The sequence below is a fragment of the Sandaracinus amylolyticus genome (genome assembly GCF_021631985.1).
Taxonomy (GTDB): domain Bacteria; phylum Myxococcota_A; class Polyangia; order Polyangiales; family Sandaracinaceae; genus Sandaracinus; species Sandaracinus amylolyticus_A.
Genome location: NZ_CP070225.1, coordinates 8,843,465 through 8,863,730 on the forward strand (window position 1 = coordinate 8,843,465; position 20,266 = coordinate 8,863,730).

14 protein-coding genes are annotated in these 20,266 nt (G+C 71.9%); 8 read left to right on the forward strand and 6 right to left on the reverse strand.

What is annotated here, in order from left to right:
- Nucleotides 1-48: 48 nt before the first annotated feature.
- Both I5071_RS37430 and I5071_RS37435 read left to right on the forward strand, forming a co-directional pair.
- Nucleotides 49-7,719 carry a SpvB/TcaC N-terminal domain-containing protein gene (locus I5071_RS37430; protein ID WP_236518161.1) on the forward strand — a complete coding sequence of 2,557 codons (7,671 nt, stop codon included), beginning with the start codon at nt 49-51 and terminating at the stop codon, nt 7,717-7,719.
- A 28-nt stretch (nt 7,720-7,747) separates the two neighbouring features.
- Complete coding sequence (locus tag I5071_RS37435) at nt 7,748-8,050, forward strand: putative quinol monooxygenase (protein WP_236518162.1); 303 nt, start codon at nt 7,748-7,750, stop codon at nt 8,048-8,050.
- Here the strand turns inward: I5071_RS37435 and I5071_RS37440 are convergent, their stop codons facing one another.
- From I5071_RS37440 to I5071_RS37450, 3 genes are all read right to left on the reverse strand, one after another.
- Entirely contained in the window at nt 8,051-8,482 is a 432-nt protein-coding gene (locus tag I5071_RS37440) for a GNAT family N-acetyltransferase (RefSeq protein WP_236518163.1), read from the reverse strand. It abuts the gene before it with no gap.
- The gene (locus tag I5071_RS37445; RefSeq protein WP_236518164.1) at nt 8,479-8,958 is read right to left on the reverse strand and encodes a PaaI family thioesterase; all 480 of its coding nucleotides are present in this window, start codon (nt 8,956-8,958) and stop codon (nt 8,479-8,481) included. The genes I5071_RS37440 and I5071_RS37445 overlap by 4 nt, the downstream gene beginning before the upstream one ends.
- A 61-nt stretch (nt 8,959-9,019) precedes the next feature.
- Nucleotides 9,020-9,742, reverse strand: a complete 723-nt coding sequence (locus I5071_RS37450) for a YebC/PmpR family DNA-binding transcriptional regulator (protein WP_236518165.1) — start codon at nt 9,740-9,742, stop codon at nt 9,020-9,022.
- A 59-nt stretch (nt 9,743-9,801) separates the two neighbouring features.
- On the opposite strand from I5071_RS37450, the gene I5071_RS37455 reads away from it, so the two are divergent.
- The 4 genes from I5071_RS37455 to I5071_RS37470 all read left to right on the forward strand — a co-directional run bounded on the left by I5071_RS37455 (nt 9,802) and on the right by I5071_RS37470 (nt 12,957).
- The gene (locus I5071_RS37455; protein ID WP_236518166.1) at nt 9,802-10,812 is read left to right on the forward strand and encodes an aldo/keto reductase; all 1,011 of its coding nucleotides are present in this window, start codon (nt 9,802-9,804) and stop codon (nt 10,810-10,812) included.
- A gap of 73 nt (nt 10,813-10,885) precedes the next feature.
- Nucleotides 10,886-11,275 carry an SPW repeat domain-containing protein gene (locus tag I5071_RS37460; protein WP_236518167.1) on the forward strand — a complete coding sequence of 130 codons (390 nt, stop codon included), beginning with the start codon at nt 10,886-10,888 and terminating at the stop codon, nt 11,273-11,275.
- 26 nt (nt 11,276-11,301) lie between these two features.
- Nucleotides 11,302-12,246, forward strand: a complete 945-nt coding sequence (locus I5071_RS37465; protein WP_236518168.1) for an AraC family transcriptional regulator — start codon at nt 11,302-11,304, stop codon at nt 12,244-12,246.
- Nucleotides 12,247-12,336: 90 nt separating this feature from the next.
- On the forward strand, nt 12,337-12,957 hold the full coding sequence (locus tag I5071_RS37470) for a glutathione S-transferase family protein (protein ID WP_236518169.1): 621 nt from the start codon (nt 12,337-12,339) through the stop codon (nt 12,955-12,957).
- 47 nt (nt 12,958-13,004) lie between these two features.
- Here the strand turns inward: I5071_RS37470 and I5071_RS37475 are convergent, their stop codons facing one another.
- A complete protein-coding gene (locus tag I5071_RS37475) occupies nt 13,005-13,184 on the reverse strand; it encodes a hypothetical protein (RefSeq protein ID WP_236518170.1) in 180 nt (59 codons plus the stop codon).
- A gap of 141 nt (nt 13,185-13,325) precedes the next feature.
- Between I5071_RS37475 and I5071_RS37480 the strand changes: the two genes are divergently transcribed.
- Nucleotides 13,326-14,993 carry a serine/threonine-protein kinase gene (locus I5071_RS37480; RefSeq protein WP_236518171.1) on the forward strand — a complete coding sequence of 556 codons (1,668 nt, stop codon included), beginning with the start codon at nt 13,326-13,328 and terminating at the stop codon, nt 14,991-14,993.
- A gap of 74 nt (nt 14,994-15,067) precedes the next feature.
- Here the strand turns inward: I5071_RS37480 and I5071_RS37485 are convergent, their stop codons facing one another.
- Nucleotides 15,068-15,502, reverse strand: a complete 435-nt coding sequence (locus tag I5071_RS37485; protein WP_236518172.1) for a hypothetical protein — start codon at nt 15,500-15,502, stop codon at nt 15,068-15,070.
- A 61-nt stretch (nt 15,503-15,563) separates the two neighbouring features.
- Here I5071_RS37485 and I5071_RS37490 point away from each other — a divergent pair, with 61 nt between their 5' ends.
- On the forward strand, nt 15,564-17,117 hold the full coding sequence (locus I5071_RS37490) for an N-acetylmuramoyl-L-alanine amidase (protein ID WP_236518173.1): 1,554 nt from the start codon (nt 15,564-15,566) through the stop codon (nt 17,115-17,117).
- Nucleotides 17,118-17,133: 16 nt separating this feature from the next.
- Here I5071_RS37490 and I5071_RS37495 read toward each other — a convergent pair whose 3' ends face one another.
- Nucleotides 17,134-20,259 (reverse strand): MopE-related protein, encoded by a 3,126-nt coding sequence (locus I5071_RS37495; protein ID WP_236518174.1) that lies wholly within the window; start codon nt 20,257-20,259, stop codon nt 17,134-17,136.
- Nucleotides 20,260-20,266 lie beyond the last annotated feature (7 nt).

A 20,266-nucleotide genomic window follows, 5' to 3' on the forward strand; every position in this document is an offset into this window, starting at 1 on the left:
AGATCCTCTGCGACCGCCTCGCGCGCGCACATCCAACGGAGGTCGATGGTGAGCGCGCAGCGTGGCTTCTGGGCCCTGCTCTGCCTGGCGATCCTCGTGCACGGCGGCTCGACCCGCGCACAGGAGCCGCTGCCCGGCGAGCTCCCCACGTCCTCCGGTTGGCTCGGCGCCGACGATGCGCGCGACGTCGAGCTCCACGAGCACGACCTCGTGCCCGACGAGCTGCGCGACGAAGTGCGCGAGGTGTTGCGCGATCGCGCGATCTCCGCGGACTCGCCGCCGATCGAGCCGACGTCACTGCCGACCGGCGGTGACCGCAGCGCGGTCGCGCCTTCGCGCATCACGCTGCCCGACGGAGAGGGCTCGATCCAAGGTCTCGGCGAGTCGTTCTCCACGTCGCAGTCGAGCGGTGCGCTCGCCTTCACGCTGCCGATCGTGCTGCCCGCAGGGCGCAACGGAGTGACTCCCACGCTCGCGCTCGGATATTCGTCGGGCGCAGGGAGCAGCGAAGTCGGATACGGATGGAGCCTGTCCGTCGCCACCATCGCGCGGCAGTCGGATCGCGGGCTGCCCCGCTACGACGATCGTGCTCGCTGGCACCCCGAGGAAGATCGATTCGTCTACGCGGGAAGTCAGGAGCTCGTCCCCGTCGACTCCGATGCTGCAGCACGGCTCGATGGCGGACGCACACCCGCCGAGCTCGCGACCTGGCAGGAATACCGCGCTCAGGTCGAGGGCGGATTCATGCGCTTCTTCCGCGCGCCCGACGCGACGCGCTGGGTGGTGCAGGCGCCCGACGGCACGCGCCACGATCTCGGTCTGCTCCCTCCGGGCGAGGGCCCGAGCGAGATCACGAGCGCTTCGCAGGACGCGCTGCTCCGCGCGCCGGTCAGCGGCGCGATCGCGTCGTGGGCGCTGACGCGCACCACCGATGCCCACGGCTCCACGATCTACTATTCGTACGAGTCGCACGGCGGAGCGCGATACCTGCGCTCCATCCACTACGTCTCTCCGGCGGGCTGCGCCGCGTCGGGCCGCCGCTGCATCGCGCCGCTCTCCGACTACGCGGTGCGCGTCCAGCTCGTCTACGCAGCGCGCTCCGACGTCACGATCTCGCATCGCACCGGGTGGCGCATCGAGAGCGCGCGCCGACTGCGACGCATCGAGATCACCGCCGCGGGCGCGGCCGTCGGGTCGCGCACGCTGGTGCGTCGATATCACCTCGAGTACGACGCTCGGTCGTTCCACTCGCTGCTCGCGTCGGTGACGGTCGAAGGACGACCCGAGTCGACCCACTCGAGCCATGCAGTCCAGATCGGTGATGCGGCGGTGCCGGAGTCGGCGCTGGGCGACGCGATCGTCGGCGTGACCGCGCCGCCGCTGCGATTCCGCTACACCGGTGACGCCGCCCTCGCGCGAGGTGTGGACGGCTTTCCCGCGCTCGACGGGACGCTCCGGCGCGGCGCGTCGAGCCCCGCTCACTCGGTCGGCGATCTCCGCTCCGATCTCTTCGACGTCAACAGCGACGGTCTTCCCGATCTGATCGTGACCGAGCCCGGTCGATTCCGGACTGCGAGCGGCGAGCCCGCGGCAGGCGTGTACTTCAACGGCTTCGCGGGCACCGCGGCGCGACCGGCGTCGGCGGGCACGTTCTCGGCGCCGATCGCGGTCGCCGCCCCGCCCGAGCTCGCTGGCGTGATGCAGCTCTCGAATCCGAACGTCGTCCCGATGGACGTCGACGGCGACGGGCGCAGCGATCTTCTGCACATGCCGCGCGCGCGCAGCTACGGCTACTTCGCGCCGGTCCGCGCGCCGGGCACGCCGGCATCGCCGGCGGCGCAGTCCTGGCGTTTCGCGCTCCTTCCCGTCGATCTGCCGGAGGGCGTGCTCGATCCCCGCATCGACCTCGGTCGTGACGCCGCGCGCATCCGCACGATGGACGTCAATGCCGACTCGCTGATCGACGTCGTGCGCACGAGCGGGAATGCGATCCAGACGTGGCTCAACCTCGGGTTCGTTCCGGGCGGAGAGGGCTTGTTCGGGACTGCCACCCACGACGGCGCGCGATGGGTGATCTCGGCGGATCCCATCGAGTCGTGTCTTCCGGTCGCGGGTGGCGTGATCTCGTTCGACGACTCCGACGTGCGCTTCGCCGACATGGACGGCGACGGGCTCGAGGACCTGGTGCGCCTCGCGCCGGGCGCGGTGGTGTGGTTCCCGAACCGCGGCTGGGGGCGATTCGGAGAAGGCGAGGGCGACTGCGCGGCCGGTCCCTCGGGCGCCCGCGGGATCGACGTGCGCGCGCCGCGCGATCTCGGCGCGGAATTCGACGTCACCTACCTCGTCGACGTCGATGGAGACGGCGCGAGCGATCTCGTGCACCTCGGCGCCGGTGTCGTCGACGTCTGGTTCAACATGGGCGGTCGCGCGTTCTCGCGTCGCGTCGGCATCGACGGTGTGCCGTGGAGCCGTGATCTCGATCGTGTGGTGCGCTTCGTCGACGTCGACGGGACCGGGACCCCCGACGTGCTCTTCGCGAGCGCGCGACGGTGGGAGTGGATCGATCCGATGGGCGGGCGGCGCCCGCGACTCTTGCGCGAGGTCGACACCGGCCTCGGCGCGCTCACGACGATCGAGCACGGCACCAGCGCCGAGGACTACCTGCGCGATCTCGCCGCCGCGGACGCGGGGTGCAGCGGCCCGACGTGCGAGCAATTCCTCTGGCAGGGGCGCGACGACGGGACGTGCGACGAGCGCGCGAGCGCGGCAGTCGGAGAGTGCGTCGTGCGTGCCAGTGGATCTCCGATCGTGTCGACCGTCGTACGCGCCACGGTGCGCAGCGATCGCCTCGACGCGCTCGGCGCGACGCCGCAGGTCGAGCGCCTCGAGTACGCCTATCACGACGGCTATTTCGAGGGCATCGAGCAAGAGCTCCGCGGGTTCGGCGCCACCGACGTGCGCAGCGTGGGCGACTCCTCGCAGCCCACCTCGATCACGCGGAGCTGGATGCACCAGGGGCGTCGCCCCGCCGCGATCGCCGGGGATCGACGCGCCGAGAACCCGTGGCGCGCGCTCGACGGAGCGGTGCGCCTCGTCGAGACCTGGGAGGAGACGACCGGCCGATTCCTGTCGACCGTGCACACCGGCCATCGCCTGCGCCGGCTGATCGCGGGGCTCGACGGTCGCGAGATCACGTGGGCGATCCCGGCGCGCACCGACCGCATCTCCTACGACAACAGCACGACCTGGAGACCCGCTGCGCCGGGCACGCGCGCGCCGTTCGTCGGAGGAGGAGACGAATATCCGGTCGTGGTGCGCGAGCGGGTCGCTCCCGATGGATCGGTGTCGCCCGATGCCGAGCATCCGGGCTGGAGCGAGCCGGTGTCACTGCGGAGCGCGGGGCACTACGCGATCGTCGCGGAGACGATCGATCAGGTCGATCACGCCGGGCACGTGCTGCAGCAGACCGCCTGGGGTCGGGTGCGCGGCGAGTACGGCGAGCCGGTCCCCGCCGAGGAGATCGTGCAGCACACGGTGCCGCGGCTGGTCGACGCCGAGCGCTGGATCTGGCGCACCGAGCAGACCTGGACCAGCGGCGGTGGCTCGAGCGCGCGACTGCGCCACGTGCAGTCGTTCTTCGAGAACGGCGCGATCGATCCGACTCGCACGTCGACCACGGTCGAGATCCCCCGCGCCTACGAATTCGCGGGAGACGCCGACGGCTCGGCGTCGTTCGTCCAGACCGCGGAGAGCCTCGAGACCTCGTTCCGCTACGACGCCTGGGGAAACGTCACCCACACCTGTGATGGGGGACGGATCGAGATCGGTGAGAGCGCCTGTCTGCGACTCTCGGTGATCGACTACGATGGTGCCTATTCGCAGCTCGTGGCGGCGGAGCACGTCGCGACCAGCAGCACCGACGCACTGACCACGCGCGCCACCGTCGATCGGGGGCTCGGCCTGCCGCTCTCGGTGCGCGACGGGGCCGATCGCGCGACCGACGCGGGCTACGACGGGCTCGGCCGCGTCACCTTCGTGCGCGCGCCCGACGTGCGCGGCTGCGAGGGGAGCGCCCGACCTCTGGTGCGCAATCGATATCGCTTCCCCGTCGATGCATCGGTGTCGCCGCTGACCGAGATCGTGTCGATCCAGGAGCTCGACTGCGATGCTCCGCTCGGCGCGAGCGTGCTCGAGTCGCGTCGATATCTCGATGGGCTCGCGCGTGTGCGCGCCACGCTCCAGCGCACCGATGCGCCGCACGTCTGGGTGCGCGGGGGACTGACCTCCTTCACGCCGCGGGGGCAGCCTTCGCGCACCTGGGACGAGGCGTTCCTCGACGCGCCCGAGCCCACGCTCGCCCAGGTGCTCGCGCGCACCGGCGAGGAGTGCGAAGCGGCGACCGGCTACGACGCGTTCGGGCGCGCCCGTTGGTCGCGTCCCGGGTGCGGCACCAGCGCGGAGACCACGTGGACGAGCCACGGCGCGCTCGCGACGAACACCTGCGATCCCAACGACGTCGATCCTTCCCACCCGGTCGCGTACGGCACCTGCACCACGGTGCGTCGCGATGGGCACGAGCGCGTGATCGACACCGTCCTGCGCCAGCGTCGCGGTCCCGGCGCACCGCTCGAATTCCATCGACTCTGGTCGAAGTGGCGCGCCGACGGAGCGCTGCTCGCGCTCGAGCGCGCGCAGACGAGCGATGCCGGCGTGCTGCCCTACACCCGTGCCGCCATCGTCCCGGGACGCGTCGTGGCGCGCACCTTCGCGGTGGACTCCGTCGGTCGGCGACTGGCATCCACCGATCGCGACACCGACGCTCGCCGCGCCGGCGCGACGGAGCCCAATCGCTCGTGGCGATATCTCTACAATCGTGTGGGCGACCTCGTCGCGGTGCGAGATCCCCGGGGCTGCGGGCAGAATTTCTATTACGACCGTGCCGGCCGGCTGCTCGGCGAGGACTACGTCTCGTGTGGCGAGGCCGAGCCCTCGCGTGATGCCAGCGCCGAGACCGTGCCCGCGGGCGCGATCGCGCTCGGCCCGATCGCGAGCCCGGTCGGCGTCGATGTCCGCTCCCACTACGACGCCTATCCGTCGTGGGCCTCGGGCCCGCTCGCGCCTCCTTCGTGGGCGGGCGCGACGCGCGGGCTGCTCACCGCGTCGACCGATCGCGCGGTGCGCGCGGTGCGCGCGTACGACGGCCGCGGGCTCGTGTCGTGGAGCGCGCGACAGATCGCGATGATGCCGATCGCCCCCGACGCGCCGATCACGCTGAGCGCATCGATCCCGAGCGTGACGCCCGGCGCACCGGGCGCGCGACCGGTGCGCGCGTTCGACGAGTCCCACACCTACGTCGCGGAGTCGGGCCACGACCACGCGGGTCGTCCCCGCACCATCCGGCTTCCCGAGGATCCCGACGCCGAGGACGCGCCGGAGATCGGCGGGCGCATCGAGCACGACGTGCGAGGCCTGCCGCGCGCGACGTTCGTGCGCATCGACGGCAGCGATCACCCGGTGCTCGCGAGCGCGACCTACGATGCCGGAGGTCGCGTCACGCGCGCGGTGTGGGGCGACGACGCGGGGGGCACGCGCACGCCGACGATCACGACGACGGACTACGATCGCCGGCGCCGGCCCGAGCGCATTCGGGTCGTGCGTGCGCCCACCGCGACCTCGAGCGCGGCGCGCACGCTGAGCGAGGTGAGCGTGGTGCAGGACCAGACGTTCCGATGGGACGCGGCGGACAACCTGCTGCGGATCACCGACGGTCGCATCGCGCGCGAGTGGCCCGACGGACATCGACCGCAGAGCGTCGTGCTGCAGCACGACGCGCTCTATCACGTCGTCGATGCCGCGTATTCGTACACCAACGACACGAGCACCGAAGTCCTCGACGTCGCGACGGAGTACCGCGACGCGATCATCGCGCTCGAGAGCGTCGATCCGATACACGCGCTGCCGGCGCCCAGCGCCGCGGGCCCGCTCGACACGCGCGTCGTGAGCCTCACCTGGGACTTCGACTTCCTCGGCAACACGACCGAGTGGACCGACGATCTCGGCGCGTTCCACGAGCGCTCGCTCGACCGCATCACCAACGGGATCGCCGAGGAGGGCGGACGGCCGAGCGCGATGCGGCTCGCGACGAGCATCACGACCGCGCCTCACGCCTACGACTCCGGCGTGGTGCGCGGAGGCTGGCTCGAGGTCGACTACGGCGACTCCGGCAACGTGGCGGGCGTCACGGTGCACGGTCAGTGTCGTGACGCGGCGATCGGCGCGCTCTGTGTCGACGGCGGTGCGACGGTCGAGGCGCGCCGCACGGCGCTGCGCGCTGGATGTCGGTGCGGCGTCGAGCAGCACTATCAATATCGTCACGACGAGCTGAATCAGATCGTCGATGCGCGTCGCTACGATCGTCCCGGCACCGGAGATTGGTCGCTCGCGGCGCACCTGCGATATGCGTTCGACGGAGCGCAGGAGCGGACGATCGAAGAGGTGCACGACACCCTCGGGCACGCGCGATATGCGATGTGGCCTCTGCCCGGCGACTTCGAGCGTCGAGGCCTGGTGCGCGGAGTCGGCGGTTATGACGCGGTGGACGGCACCGAGACCCAATATCGCGTCGGCGGGGCACGCGTCGTCTGGCAGGACGGAGCGCGCGACACCGGTCTCGACGTGGATCATCGCATCACGCTCGCGCTGCCCGATCTGCTCGGGACGACCAGTGCCGTGGTCGACCTCACGAGCGGCGAGCTGCTCGAGGTGAGCTCCTATCACCCGAACGGCGCGCGCGAGACGCTGCGCACGACCGAGTCCGGCGCGGTGCCGCTCGAGCCGACCGGCTTCACCGGAAAGGAAGCGGACGAAGAGGTCGGACTGACCTACTTCGGGCTCCGGTTCCTGATGCCGCGCCTCGGTCGCTGGGCCACGCCCGATCCGCTGCAGATCCACGCCGAAGGCGGCGGTGAGGCCCTCAACAGCTATCACTACGTGAGCGGCAATCTGCTCCAGGCGCGCGATCCGATCGGGCTCGATCCCCTGCGGAGCCCCGACATCGAAGCGCTCGATTCGATCACCGACGCGGACGCGTACGACCGCAAGGTCTGGGAGCTCGTGCACGTCGAGCAGTGGCGCAATCAGGCGGATTTCCGCCTCTCGAACAGCCTCGACGGGTGCGTGCCCTCGAGCGCGATCATGACCTTCAAGTGGACCGGTGTGCTGCGCAGCGGAGTGCGCCCCGGCGAGGTCGTGCGCGCCACGCGCGGGTGGTCTCCCAAGAGCGAGGACGCGTGGTTCGCGTACCGGATGCCGTTCGTGCGACGTGGCCGCTACGAGCGCATGTCGACCGACGATCTCGCGCGACTGAGCGGCGCCGCGGCGGTCGGTGGAGGCCAGGCGACTCGCTACGAGCGAGTCGGGCTCTCCAAGGACGACGCGCTCGCGCACATGCAGAGCGGCGGCTCGGTGCAGGCGTTCGTGAATCACCCCGACTGGCACGACGGGCACTGGATCACGCTCTACTGGAACCCGGTCCGCCGCGAGGTGATGGCGATGGATCCCCTCCTCGCTCACTCGACCGGAGCGCCCGATCGCGTCGACTGGAGCACCGGCGAGGTGCGGGGCACGGAGATGACGCTCAAGGCCACCAACCACGGCAACGAGTACTCGTTCTACGGCCTCCGCGAGGCGATCGAAGCGGAGCAGCTGACGGAGCCCTGAGCACGCGCTCGTGCCATCCTCGGCGCGCATGGCCACCACCGTCATCGTGCGCTTCCGCGCCCGCTCGGGACGCGGTGCGGATCTCCTCTCCTGGCTCTCCGCGAACCAGCCCGGGCTGCGTGCGTTCCGCGGGTTCGAGCGCATCGCGCTCCATCGCGACGTCGCCGATCCCGATCACGTGATCGAGATCGAGGAGTGGGCGCGCGCCGACGATCACCGCGCGATGGTCGAGGAGGTCGCGGCGCGTGGTGGATGGGACGCGCTCGAGGCGCTGCTCGAGCGCGAGCCCGAGACGACCTATCTCGAGCACGTCGTGTCGCTGGCGACGTGATCAGGACGGTAGCGGCGCGCGCAGCACCTTGCCCGAGCCGTTCTGGCGACCCTCGATCAGCTTCGCGCCCATGTGCTCGTAGAAGCCGCGCGTGCGCTCGTCGGCGACGACCCGCATCGCGCTCGCGCCGTGCGCGCGCGCCGCGCCGAGCGCCCACGCGTAGAGCAGCCGGCCGATCCCGTGGCCGAGCGACTCCGGCGCGACCACGAGCACCTCGAGCACCGCATCGCTCTTCTCGATCCGGAGCTGCGCCACACCGAGCAGCTGGTCGGTGCGCTCCACGACGAACGTGCGGTGCGCGGAGACCGCGTCGCGGTCGATGCGCGGCAGCGGGCGCACCATGCTCCCGGACGCGCACGCACGCGTGCAGAGCGCAGTGATCGCGGCGATCTCGTCGAGGCGCGCCGGGCGCAGGACGAGGCCGACCCTCATCGGCGATCCTCCTCGCCGTCGATCGCGATCGCCTCGCCCGCGATCGGCACGTCGGGCTCGACCACCAGCAGACGCACGCGCCCGCTCGCGAGCTCGCGACCCTCGCCGTCGCGCACCGTCGCCTCCCACACCTGGGTGCGACGACCGCGCGCCAGCGGCCGCGCCACCACGCGCAACATCCCCTCGCGCACCGCGCGTAGGAACGACGTGTGGTTCTCGAGCCCGACCGCGCCGCGCCCGATCGCACGCGCATCGAGCGCTGCGCCCACCGACGCCGCGGCCTCGATGATCCCCGCGTACACACCGCCGTGCACGAGCCCGTAGGGCTGCCGGTGGGCCTCGCCGATCTCGAGCTCGCCGATCACCTCGTCACGCGTCGCGCGCACGAAGCGCAGCCCCATCGCGGCGTTCCATCCGGAACGGCTCGCATTCAGCACGGACGCGAAGTCCTCCGCGGGCGGCCTCTCGTCGCTCACCCCGTCACCCTGTTCCACGACGTGAGCTCGTTCCAGGGTCCGTCGTCGGGCCAGGTGGGCGTCACCCGAGGTTGTGGAAGACGCGCTGGACGTCGTCGTCCTGCTCGAGCGCGTCGACCAGCTCGAGCACCTCCTTGGCCTGCGCCTCGTCGAGGTTCGTGAGCGTCTGCGCGACGTACTCGGACTCCGCGGAGATCAGCGGCAGCTTGCGCTCTTCGATCACCGCCTGGAGCCGGCCGAACTCGTGGAACGGGGAGCGCAGCACGTACTGCTTCTCTCCGTTGTCGCCGGTGCTCTCGCCCATCTCCTCGAGGCCGTGATCGATCAGCTCGAGCTCGAGCTCCTCGGGATCGAACGAGCCCGGCGCGATGCGGAACACGCCCATGTGCTGGAAGAGGAACGAGACGCTGCCGGTCTGTCCGAAGCTGCCGCTCCAGTCCTTGAAGATCGAGCGAACGTTCGCGACGGTGCGCTGCGGGTTGTCGGTCGCGGTCTCGATCATCAGCGCGATGCCGTGGGGCGCGTAGCCCTCGTAGATCAGCACTTCGTAGTCGCGCTGGTCCTGCCCGCTCGCGCGCTTGATCGCGGCCTCGATCTTCTCCCGCGGCATGTTCGCGCCGCGCGCGTTCGAGAGCGCGCGACGCAGCGCCGGGTTCGTCTCGGGGTGCGGCGTGCCCGACTTGACCGCGATGTGGATGTCGCGCGCGATGCGCGTGAACACCTTCGCCATCCGCGCGTTGCGGGCGAAGATCGTGGTCTTCCGCTTCTCGAAGATCCGTCCCATGTCGACGTCGCAGGGTAGCGCGTCTTGCAAGCTTGCAAGACGGGTCACATGCGCTTCGCATGCACACGCCTCTGCCCACCAGTCCGCTCGGCACGACCGACATGGAGATCACGCGCGTCGGCTTCGGCGCATGGGCGATCGGGGGCGCCGGATGGGCCTACGGATGGGGCGCGCAGGACGACGCGCACTCCATCGCCGCGATCCACCGAGCGCTCGACCGCGGGATCAACTGGATCGACACCGCCGCGATCTACGGCCTCGGGCACTCCGAGGAGATCGTCGCGCGGGCCCTGCACGATCGCCCGGCGAGCGAGCGCCCGTACGTGTTCACGAAGTGCGGGCTCACCTGGGATCCCCGCGATCCCGCGGCCGAGCCGCAGCAGGTGGGCGATCCCGCGAGCCTCCGCCGCGAGCTCGAGGGGTCGCTGCGCCGGCTCGGCGTGGAGCGCATCGACCTCTACCAGATGCACTGGCCGGCCGAGGACGGAACGCCGATCGAGGCGTACTGGGGCGAGCTCGCGCGGATGAAGCAGGAGGGCAAGGTGCGCGCGATCGGGCTCTCGAACCACGATCGCGACGCGCTCGAGCGCGCCGAGCGCATCGCCCACGTCGACACGCTGCAGCCGCCGTTCTCCGCGATCCGTCGCGAGGTCGCGCGCGAGGAGCTGCCGTGGTGCGAGCGACACCGCACCGGCGTGATCGTGTACAGCCCGATGCAGGCGGGCCTGCTCACCGGCGCGTTCACCGCGGAGCGCGCGACGAAGCTGCCCGCGGACGACTGGCGCTCGCGATCCCCCGACCACACCGGCGAAGGGCTCCTGAAGAACCTCGCGCTGGCCGACGCGATGCGCCCGATCGCGGAGCGACATCGCACGACCGTCGCGAGCGTCGCGGTCGCGTGGACCCTCGCGTGGCCGGGCGTGACCGGCGCGATCGTGGGCGCACGCACCGCCGATCAGATCGACGGCTGGATCGACGCGGCCCGCCTCTCGCTCGACGAGCGCGACCTCGAGGTGATCGCACGCGCGATCGACGCGACCGGCGCGGGCGAAGGTCCCGCGCGCCCGTAGCGCGAGAGCACGCCGTGATCGGGCGCCGCACCGCGTGGGGAGTGGCTCGACCGCTGCAACGGTCCTCGTCCCGATGAAGCGGCTGTCTCCTCACGCCCACGCGCGGCTCGACTACGTGCTCGCCGCGGCGTTCGCGCTCGCGCCGACGCTGTTCGGCTTCGCGGGGAGCGCGGCGACGCTCTGCGCGATCGTGGCGATCGTGTACTTCGCGACGTCGCTGCTGACCGCCTATCCGCTCGGCATCGCGAAGCTCGTCCCGTTCCCGGTGCACGGCTATCTCGAGGTCGCGCTGGTGCCGCTGCTCGCGGCATCACCGTGGCTCCTCGGGTTCCACACCATCGAGGCGGCACGCAACGTCGTCCTCGCGCTCGCGGTGGCGATCGCGGTCGTGTGGCTCACCACCGACTATCGCGTGGTCGAGCGCCATCCCGAGGAGCGCTTCGCGCACCCGCGCACGACGTGATCGCTCCGCGCGCTACGCTGCGCGCGATGGCGAGCCGGCGTTCGACCGACGAGACCGCGAGCGTGCTCGACGACGTGCTCTCGCGCGTCCGGCTGCGCGCCTCGATCTCGGCGTCGCTGCGGCTCGGCGGCGCGTGGTCGTTCGATCTCGGCCGCGACGCGCGCGCGCACTTCTACGTCGTGACCGAGGGATCGGCGCGCATCGTCGCGAGCGGGCGCAAGCCCACGCGCCTCGACGCGCGCGACGTGGCGCTCGTCGCGGCGGGCACCGACCACTCGCTGCGCGACGGATGGAGCGGCGCGAGCACGGCCGTGCGCGAGGTGCGATGGCCCGCGAAGGGCGTCGTCGAGCTCGAGGGAGGAGGCCCGATCACGCGCATCCACTCGGGCTGTCTGCACGTCGACGAGCTTCACGCCGCGCCGCTCTGGTCCGCGCTGCCCGACGTGCTGGTCGTCCGCGCCCGGCGTGCCCGCGCGATCCCCGCGCTCGACGCGGTGCTGCGCCTGCTCGAGGGCGACGCGGTGACGCGCGGGCCCGGGGGCCAGGCGCTCGCGGCGCGGCTCGCGGACGTGCTGGTGATCGAGATGGTGCGCGAGCACCTGCGTACCTCGGCGCGCGAGCTCCGCGGCTGGCTCTCCGCGAGCCACGATCCCCGCCTCGCGCGATCGATCGCGGCGATGCACCGCGCGCCCGCCGAGGCATGGTCGGTCGACCGTCTCGCGCGCGTCGCAGGCATGTCGCGCACGACGTTCGCGACACGCTTCTCGGCGCAGGTCGGGCGCGCGCCGCTCGAGTACCTGCGCGCGCTGCGCCTGCAGCACGCGGCGATGCTGCTCCGCGAGGACGAGAGCGCGTCGATCGCGGAGGTCGCGGCGCAGGTCGGCTACGGCTCCGAGCCCGCGTTCCGCCGCGCGTTCAAGCGCTGGGCGAGCACCGCGCCCGCGCGCTTCCGCCGGCTCGCCCCCGAGTGATCGCGCTCCGGACGCGCGGCGCGGATCTCCGAACGCGCGGTGCGGCTCGTCGTCGTGCGCGCGCCGTAGGTGCTCGGGCGGAGGTCGAGAATGACGAAGCCGTCGATCACGCTCTACACGCACTCGGGCCCGAACCCGCTCAAGGTCGCCATCCTGCTCGAAGAGCTCGAGATCCCGTATCGCCGCGAGATCGTCGACGTCTGGAAGGGAGAAGGGCAGCGCCCCGAATTCCTCGCGATCAATCCGAACGGGAAGATCCCGGTGCTCCACGATCACGAGACCGATCAGACGATCTTCGAGTCCAACGCGATCCTGCTCCACCTCGCCGACCGGACGCAGCGGCTCTTCCCGCGCGACGGCGCCGAGCGCTCGCGCGGCATGCAGCTGCTCTTCTTCCAGGCCGCGTCGATCGGTCCGATGTTCGGACAGCGCGTCTGGTTCGATCGCCACGCGCCGGAGCGCATCGTGTACGCGATCGATCGGTATCACCGCGAAGGTGCGCGGCTCGAGCGCGTGACGGAGACGCTGCTCGGAGAGCGCGAGCACTTCCTCGACGCGTACTCGATCGTCGACATCGCGTTCTTCGGTTGGATCCACTCCGCCGTGGGCCTCGGCTACACGCTCGACGCGCATCCGCGTCTCGCCGAATGGCACGCTCGCGTGCGGGCCCGGCCCGCGGTCGCGCGTGCGCTCGCGGAGCACCGTCGCTGACTCTCTTCGCCGAGGTGCGGCGCTGCGCAGCACCTCGGCGACCGACCTCAGAACGGGAGCGCAGGATCGTCGGGCGGCGCGAGGCCACGGTCGGGCGAGTCGATGGTGTGGATCTCCCCGCCTGCGCCCTCGTCCGGCTTCGCGCTCGTTTCGTCGGCCGGCTCTTCGGCTCCTCCGCAGCCGAAGAGCCACCCTGCAGCGACGGCTGCGATCAACCAGGTCCTCATGAGCGATGCTCCCTTCTCGCGATCGCGTCTAGGTCCACGCTGAACGCGTCCAACGAGGGCGAACGTCGCGCGGCATCGGGCCTCGTCCGGGAGGTCGATCACGCACCGCTCTTGCGCGTCCTGGTACCCTGCTCGGCTCGCATGGGGACCGAGAGCGAGCAGGAGACACGCTCCGAGCTGCTCGAGCCGGCGCGCTCGACGCTCGACGGCGATCTCGGTGCGTCCTCCGCGCGCTGGCAGCACACCGCGGATCTCTCGCGTGCGCGCGTCGGGTTCCAGCTCGCGCTCGCGTGCACCGCGATGTTCGCGGTCTGCGACATCGGGCACGTGATCGTGCTCGGCGGCGAGCTCGTCGGGCTCTGGACGCTGCGCGCGATGCTGATCGCGTGGCTCGCGATCGCGATGGTGCGCATGCGCCGCAAGCCACCGATCTCCGAGCGCGAGCTCGAGTTCTGGGTGGTGGGATCGATCTTCGCGTTCGTCGGGACCATCTCCGCGATGACGGTGCTCACCGGCGGGCTCGACAGCTACTACGGCGCGGCGAACCTCATCCTGCTCGGCGGTGCGGGATACGTGCCGCGCCCGTGGCGACGCACTGCGCCCGCGGTGTTGCTCGCGGTGCTGCTCTTCCCGGCGATCGTGCTCGGCGGGGCCGCGCTGCTGCCCGAGCTGCGCCCACAGCTCTCGGACGACGTGCGGCTCTATCGCTTCTTCGTCGTCGTGTTGCTCTTCGCGGCGTCGGGCGTGTTCGGCATCGGCGGCTCGCACCTCGTGTACGTGCTGCGCCGCGAGCTCGGTCAGTACCGCAGCATCGGTCGCTATCAGCTGCGCCGGCGGCTCGGTCGCGGCGGCATGGGCGAGGTGTGGGCCGCGTGGCACAAGGGCCTCGGCCGCGAGGTCGCGGTGAAGATGCTGCGCTGTGCCTTCGACTCGCCGCATGGCCACGAGGTGGACCCGGTCGCGGTGGAGCGCTTCCGTCGCGAGGTGCGCGCGACCTCGGAGCTCTCGCACCCGAACACGGTGCGCGTGTTCGACTACGGCGCGACCGAGGACGGGATCCTCTACTACGCGATGGAGATCCTCGAGGGCGAGAACCTGCGCACGCTGGTGCGGCGCGAGGGACCGCTCGCGCCCGAGCGCGCGGTGCACCTGATCTCGCAGGCGACGCGCGCGCTCGCGGAGGCGCATCGCAAGGGCATCGTGCACCGCGACGTGAAGCCCGAGAACGTGTTCGTGGTGGACGCGGGCGGTGAGCGCGACTTCGTGAAGATCCTCGACTTCGGGATCGCGAAGGTGGTCGGCGCGCCGCCCGGCGAGGACGGGCTGACGCGCACCGGTGTGGTGACCGGCACGCCCGCGACGATGAGCCCGGAGGCGATCACCGCGAGCGAGATCGGCCCGCCCGCCGACGTGTACGCGCTCGGCGCGGTGCTCTACTTCGCGCTCGCGGGGCGCTTTCCGTTCGAGGGCGAGCCCGCGAGCCAGCTCGTGGCGCACCTGCACGAGCCGGTGGTCCCGCCGAGCGTGAAGGCGGGCGCCGAGGTGCCGCGCGACGTCGAAGAGGTCGTGCTGCGCGCGCTCGAGAAGGACCCGGCGCGCCGCTATCGCGACGCGGAGGCGCTCGCGAAGGCGCTCGCGGCGACGAGCGTGGCGGGCCGGTGGACCCCGCCGAAGTCGGTGCCGCCGCCGCGGAGCTCGGAGCCGCGCATGCGCGTGCACAGCCAGGAGATGACGGTCGACGAGCATCTGGTTCGGACGGGGTCGGCCGGGTCGGGGTCGGGACGGGGGACGGATTCGGGGCGGGACTGAGAGCCGAATCGGCTGTCGCGGGGTGGTTCGGTGGATGAATCGGCTGAGAACGCGCCGATAGATGGTCGAAACGTCTAGTCCGCGCGCAGGAGCGCGAACGTCGCGGGGGTCGGAGCGCCGGTCATCTCGCCGAGCAGCGTCTCGAACCCGGGGCCGAAATGCCCTTCGAGGCGTGTGCCGTCGATCATCGTGATCACCGCCGTGCGGCGCATGCAGTCGAGCTCGTGGGAGCGGATGGCCATCCCGATCGGCGGCGCGTCCTCGGGCACCGGGAGCTGCAGCGTGAGGGGGACGTCCTCCGACGACGGGCCGCGGAGCACGCCGCTCCACGCGCCGTCGAGCGTGCAGCGCGAGTCCTCTTCGAGCGCCAGCCGCACCTGCCACGGACCGCTCGCGGTGTCGTCGGAGACGATGAGCACGCGCGCATCGAGGTCGTAGTGCACCCGCGGGTCGCGGTCCTCCGCGGTCGAGCTCGCGTCGTCGCAGCGCACCGGGATCCCATCGCGCACCTGACGCGCGCAAGGTCGCTCGGTGCTCTCGAGCGCGCAAGCGTGCGATGATCGCGGCGTCATGCGCACGACGTCGTCGAGGCTGCTGATCGCGCTGGTGTGGCTCGCGGCGTGCGAGACGCCACGTGCGGCGCTGCCACCGACCGACGTCGACGCGATCCCCGAGGCGCGCGCGACCGCGCTCGAGATCGAGCGCGACTGGCGCCTCGAGGACGGCTTCCGCGTCGCTGCGCTCGATGCGCCCACCGGCGCGACGCGCATCGGTGCGCTGGTGGTGCTCGACGGGCCCGGGGACGCGCCGCGGATCGAGGCGCGCGGCGCCCGTGGTGAGTGGACGTCGCTGGAGACGACGTTCGAGGAGCCCGAGCAGCGCGTCGCGCGTGTCGATCTGCCGTTCGTCGCGCATCGCGCCGAGCTGCGCGTCGCTGCGTCCGACGTCGATCGCATCGCGACGATCACCTGGTCCGCGGTGGTGCCGGTGCCGGTGATCGACGAGGCGCACGACGTGGGCGTGGTGAGCGCGCCGCTGCGCAGCGAGTTCGCGGCGCTCGGCGTGCGCGATCGGGCGAGCTGGGGCGCGCGCGCGACGCGCTGCACCGACGCCGATCCCGACAAGGCGCGCATCGCGATCCACCACACCGCGACGCCGTCGGGCGGCGACATCGGCGCGCGCCTGCGGGGCATCCAGGCGTACCACATGGACACCAACGGCTGGTGCGACATCGGGTACCACTTCCTCGTGTCGCTCGACGGCACGGTGTGGGAAGGGCGCGATCACGATCTGCTCGGCACCCACGTCGGCGGCAACAACACCGGCAACGTCGGCATCTGCTTCATCGGGTGCTTCCACTCGAGCAGCTGCAACGACTGGACGCCGTTCATGCCGCCCGACGTGATGATCGAGAGCGCGGGGCGCGTCGCACGCGAGGTCGCGCGCATCCACGAGATCACGATCACCACCGACACGCTGAAGGGGCATCGCGATCATCCCGATCAGAGCACCGCGTGCCCCGGTGATCATCTGCACGCGCGGCTCGACGACATCCGCGCGCTCGCGGGCGGTGTGACGACGCCGCGCCTCGGCGCCGAGTGGGTCGCGCAGAGCTTTCCGACCGAGCCCTTCGAGCTGCCGCAGGGAGCCGTCGTCGAGGGTGTGATCGAGATGCGCAACGTCGGCACCGAGACGTGGGCGCCGGGCGCGACGTTCCTCGGCACGACGCAGCCACGCGACGTCGAGAGCGCGCTCGTGGCGCCGGGATGGATCGCGCCGAACCGTGCTGCGACGGTCGATCGCGAGGTCGCGCCGGGCGAGGTCGGCCGCTTCGTGTTCGCGGTGCGCGCGCCCGACACGATCGGCGATCACGCGCAGTTCTTCACGCTCGTGCAGGAAGACGTCGCGTGGTTCTCCGATCCCGGCATGGGCGGCCCGGCGGACGACGTGCTGCAGCTACGCGTGACCTCGATCGCCGTGACCCACGTCGATGCGGGCAGCGATGCCGGCACCTCGAGCTCGATCGAAGGCGGCTGCGCGATCACCCACACGCGCCGTTCGCCCGCCGCAGCGCTCGCGCTCCTCCTCGCGCTCGCGCTGCTGCTGCGCCGACGCGCGGCGTGATCGCCGCGCCTTCTCTTCACGGAAGGTTCGAGGCCACCGAGGTCGGGATCGCCACCCTTCGCGCGGTCGTCGTCCCGTCTCCGTAGATCATCGCGGGCTGACCCCAGCACGTGACCGCGCCGTTCGTCAGGAGCGCGCACACGAACGCGCGCCCCGCCGTGAGCTGCGTGATCTCGTCGCTGCGCAGGAACCCGCGAGGCCCATCCGCGGGCGCGCTGATCACGTCGGTCGGCGTCGCCGAGTTGCTCGTCGAGTCGTTGCCGAGCTGTCCGCTGCCGCCGAGCCCGGAGCACGCGACGCGCGGTCCGAACGACTCGTTGGTGTAGCGCACGCAGAGGAACTCCTGGCCGATCGCGAGCCCCTGGGTCTGTGCGAAGAGCAGGGGCTGGAACGCGCGCGGCGCCTGGATCGCACCGCCCGGCCCGAGCGCCTCGTACGTGTTGAGCCCCCAGCACAGCGGCGCGCCCACCGCGCGCGTCGCGCACATGAATCCGTCGTACGAGCCGGCACCGCCTTGGAGCCCGTTGAGCACGGTGCCCACCGGGAAGATCGCGTCGTCGGCGATCGGGTAGATGCCGGCCGCGAGCGTCCCGCGACCGAGCTGTCCCGTCGCGCCGCCGCCGCTGCCGTTGCGCCCCGCGCACGAGACGCGCTGGCCACCGGCGTGCAGCACACACGTGAGCTCGTTCGCCGCGGCGATCGCGATCGCGTCGGGGATCGGCCGCTGGATCCCGCCTTCGTTCTCCACCGCGGTCACCGGCGCGCCGCTGCGCACCGGCGTGGTGCTCCCGCTCACGAGCTGACCGCCCGAGTTCGATCCCCAGCAGCGCACCTCGCCGCTCCCGACGATCGCGCACGCGTGGCGCGCGCCCACCGTGACGTGGGTCGCGCCGCCGATGCCGGGGATCGGGACCGCGCGCGACGCGTAGCTCGCCGGCGCGTCGTCGCCGATCTGCAGCTCGTGGTTCTGACCCCAGCACACGACCTGACCGGTCGCGCGCACCGCGCACGTGAAGTTGGCGTCGGGATGACTGTCGACCTCGACCACGTCCTCGAGCACCGCGCCGGTGTAGAGCGAGACGAGCTGCGACGCATCGGTCGGCGGCGCGCCCGAGCTGCCCGTCGTGCCGCGACCGAGCTGCGCGTAGAGGTTCGAGCCCCAACACGCGACGCGACCGGTGTCGAGCAGCGCGCACACGTGCGAGTCGCCCGCGGTGATCGACGTGACGCGCGCGCACTCACCGTCGCGACAGCGCTCGCCGGCGCCGCACATCACGCCGCACGTGCCGCAGCTCGTCGGGTCGGTGCGCAGCGAGGTCTCGCAGCCGTCGGTGCTGCTCGTGTTGCAGTCCCCGAGGCCCGGCGCGCACATCCCGATCGTGCACGCGCCCGCGCTGCACACGCCGCTCGCGCCGGTGATGGTGCAGCTCGCGCTCGCGGCGGGATCTTCGTCGGTCGTGCCGTCGCAGTCCTCGTCACCGCCGCCGCAGCGCTCGGTCGCCATCGGGTAGATCGTCGCGTCGCCGTCGGCGCAGTCGCCGCCGCGCGTCACGCGGTTCGAGAGCGTCGCGCACGAGAGCTCGGAGCGAAGCGGATCGCCCCAGGTGTCTCCGTCGGCGTCGACGAAGAAGACGCGCGCCGCGCCGATCGTGCGGTTGGTGTCGTCGCAGTCGCTCGCGTTGTCGACACGATCGCTCGGCGCGACGCAGGCGAGCAGCGCGGTGCCCGCGCCGAGCCCGTCGCCGTCGGCATCGACGTAGTACGCGCCGCGCTCCGAGCCCTCGTCGACGAGCTCGTCGCAGTCGTCGTCCGAGCCGTCGCACACCTCGCGCGCGCCGGGGCGGCGATCGGCGCTCGAGTCGTCGCAGTCACCGCCGCGGGGGATGCGGCCGCGCACGAACGAGCACGACATCACGGGCTCGGTGTCGTCGTCGCCGTAGGTGTCGCCGTCGCGATCGATCCACCACGAGCCCATCGCCGAGCCGTCGTCGATCTCGCCGTTGCAGTCGTTGTCGCGCCCGTCGCAGATCTCCGCGGACTCCGGGGCGCTCGTGGGGTCACGATCGTCGCAGTCGTCGCCGCCGGGGCACGCGAGGTCGGCGTGTCCGTCGCCGTCGTCGTCCTCGGTGTCGCGCGCGCCGAGGATGAAGTCGGGACGGCCGTTGCAGTCGTTGTCGAGGCCGTCGCAGCGCTCGGGCGTCGCCGGGCTCATGCCGGCGCGCGAGTCGTCGCAGTCGGTGGCGCGCAGCGAGTAGCCGGGCAGCGGCGTGCAGCTCACGCGCGCGAGCGTCGGGTCGGAGCTGCCGAATCCGTCGCCGTCGGCGTCGGCGTACCAGGTGACGGCAGCGGGCGCCTCGTCCTGCAGCGCGTCGCAGTCGTTGTCCTTCCCGTCGCAGATCTCGACCTGCGCGGGGTGCACCGCGGGATCGTCGTCGTCGCAGTCGTCGCCGACGGTCGCGTAGCCGAACGCGCCCGCGCAGCGCATCTCGGCGGTCGCGCTCGAGTCGCCGTGGAGATCGAAGTCGAGGTCGGGCCACACCGCGACCGTCACGCGCTCGTCGACGAGATCGTCGCAGTCGTTGTCGAGCCCGTCGCACACCTCGCTCGCGTCGGGCGAGGTGCCGCGGCGGAGATCGTCGCAGTCGCGCCCGCACGTCTCTCCGTTGCAGCAGAGCGCGTCGGTCTCGCCGTCGCCGTCGACGTCGCGCTCGCCGTAGGTCGTGGGGTCGCAGTCCTCGTCGTGGCCGAGCAGATCGCAGACCTCGGTGGCCTCGGGGAAGCGCGTCTCGTCGGCGTCGTCGCAGTCGTCGCCGCCGCACTCCATCGCGCGCGCGCCGTCGCCGTCGGCGTCCTCGGTCACGCTGCACTCGGTCGTGCACGAGCGCGCGCTCTCGTCGCAGGTCTGTCCGGTGACGCACGGCGACACCGTCGCGGGCGCGCAGCCTCGCGCGTCGGCGGAGGGCGATGCGGGCGCGCAGTCCTCGACGCCGTTGCAGAAGCGATCGTCGTCGCAGTCCTCGTCCTGCGTGCACACGACGGTGGCGTCGGTGCCGCCACCATCGAGCGTGGGATCGGCTGGGTCGTCGCCGCAGCCGGCGAGCCAGAGGACGAGCAGGACGAAGGTGGGGCGCAGCGAACGCATGCGCCGG

Excerpts from the sequence above, each read along its gene's own strand:
- I5071_RS37465 (WP_236518168.1), top strand. The coding sequence starts at position 11,302 with ATGGCGAGCCGGCGTTCGACCGACGAGACCGCGAGCGTGCTCGACGAC.
- I5071_RS37435 (WP_236518162.1), top strand. The coding sequence starts at position 7,748 with ATGGCCACCACCGTCATCGTGCGCTTCCGCGCCCGCTCGGGACGCGGT.
- I5071_RS37495 (WP_236518174.1), bottom strand. The coding sequence starts at position 20,259 with ATGCGTTCGCTGCGCCCCACCTTCGTCCTGCTCGTCCTCTGGCTCGCC.
- I5071_RS37490 (WP_236518173.1), top strand. The coding sequence starts at position 15,564 with ATGCGCACGACGTCGTCGAGGCTGCTGATCGCGCTGGTGTGGCTCGCG.
- I5071_RS37440 (WP_236518163.1), bottom strand. The coding sequence starts at position 8,482 with ATGAGGGTCGGCCTCGTCCTGCGCCCGGCGCGCCTCGACGAGATCGCC.
- I5071_RS37480 (WP_236518171.1), top strand. The coding sequence starts at position 13,326 with ATGGGGACCGAGAGCGAGCAGGAGACACGCTCCGAGCTGCTCGAGCCG.
- I5071_RS37475 (WP_236518170.1), bottom strand. The coding sequence starts at position 13,184 with ATGAGGACCTGGTTGATCGCAGCCGTCGCTGCAGGGTGGCTCTTCGGC.
- I5071_RS37455 (WP_236518166.1), top strand. The coding sequence starts at position 9,802 with ATGCACACGCCTCTGCCCACCAGTCCGCTCGGCACGACCGACATGGAG.
- I5071_RS37470 (WP_236518169.1), top strand. The coding sequence starts at position 12,337 with ATGACGAAGCCGTCGATCACGCTCTACACGCACTCGGGCCCGAACCCG.
- I5071_RS37450 (WP_236518165.1), bottom strand. The coding sequence starts at position 9,742 with ATGGGACGGATCTTCGAGAAGCGGAAGACCACGATCTTCGCCCGCAAC.
- I5071_RS37460 (WP_236518167.1), top strand. The coding sequence starts at position 10,886 with ATGAAGCGGCTGTCTCCTCACGCCCACGCGCGGCTCGACTACGTGCTC.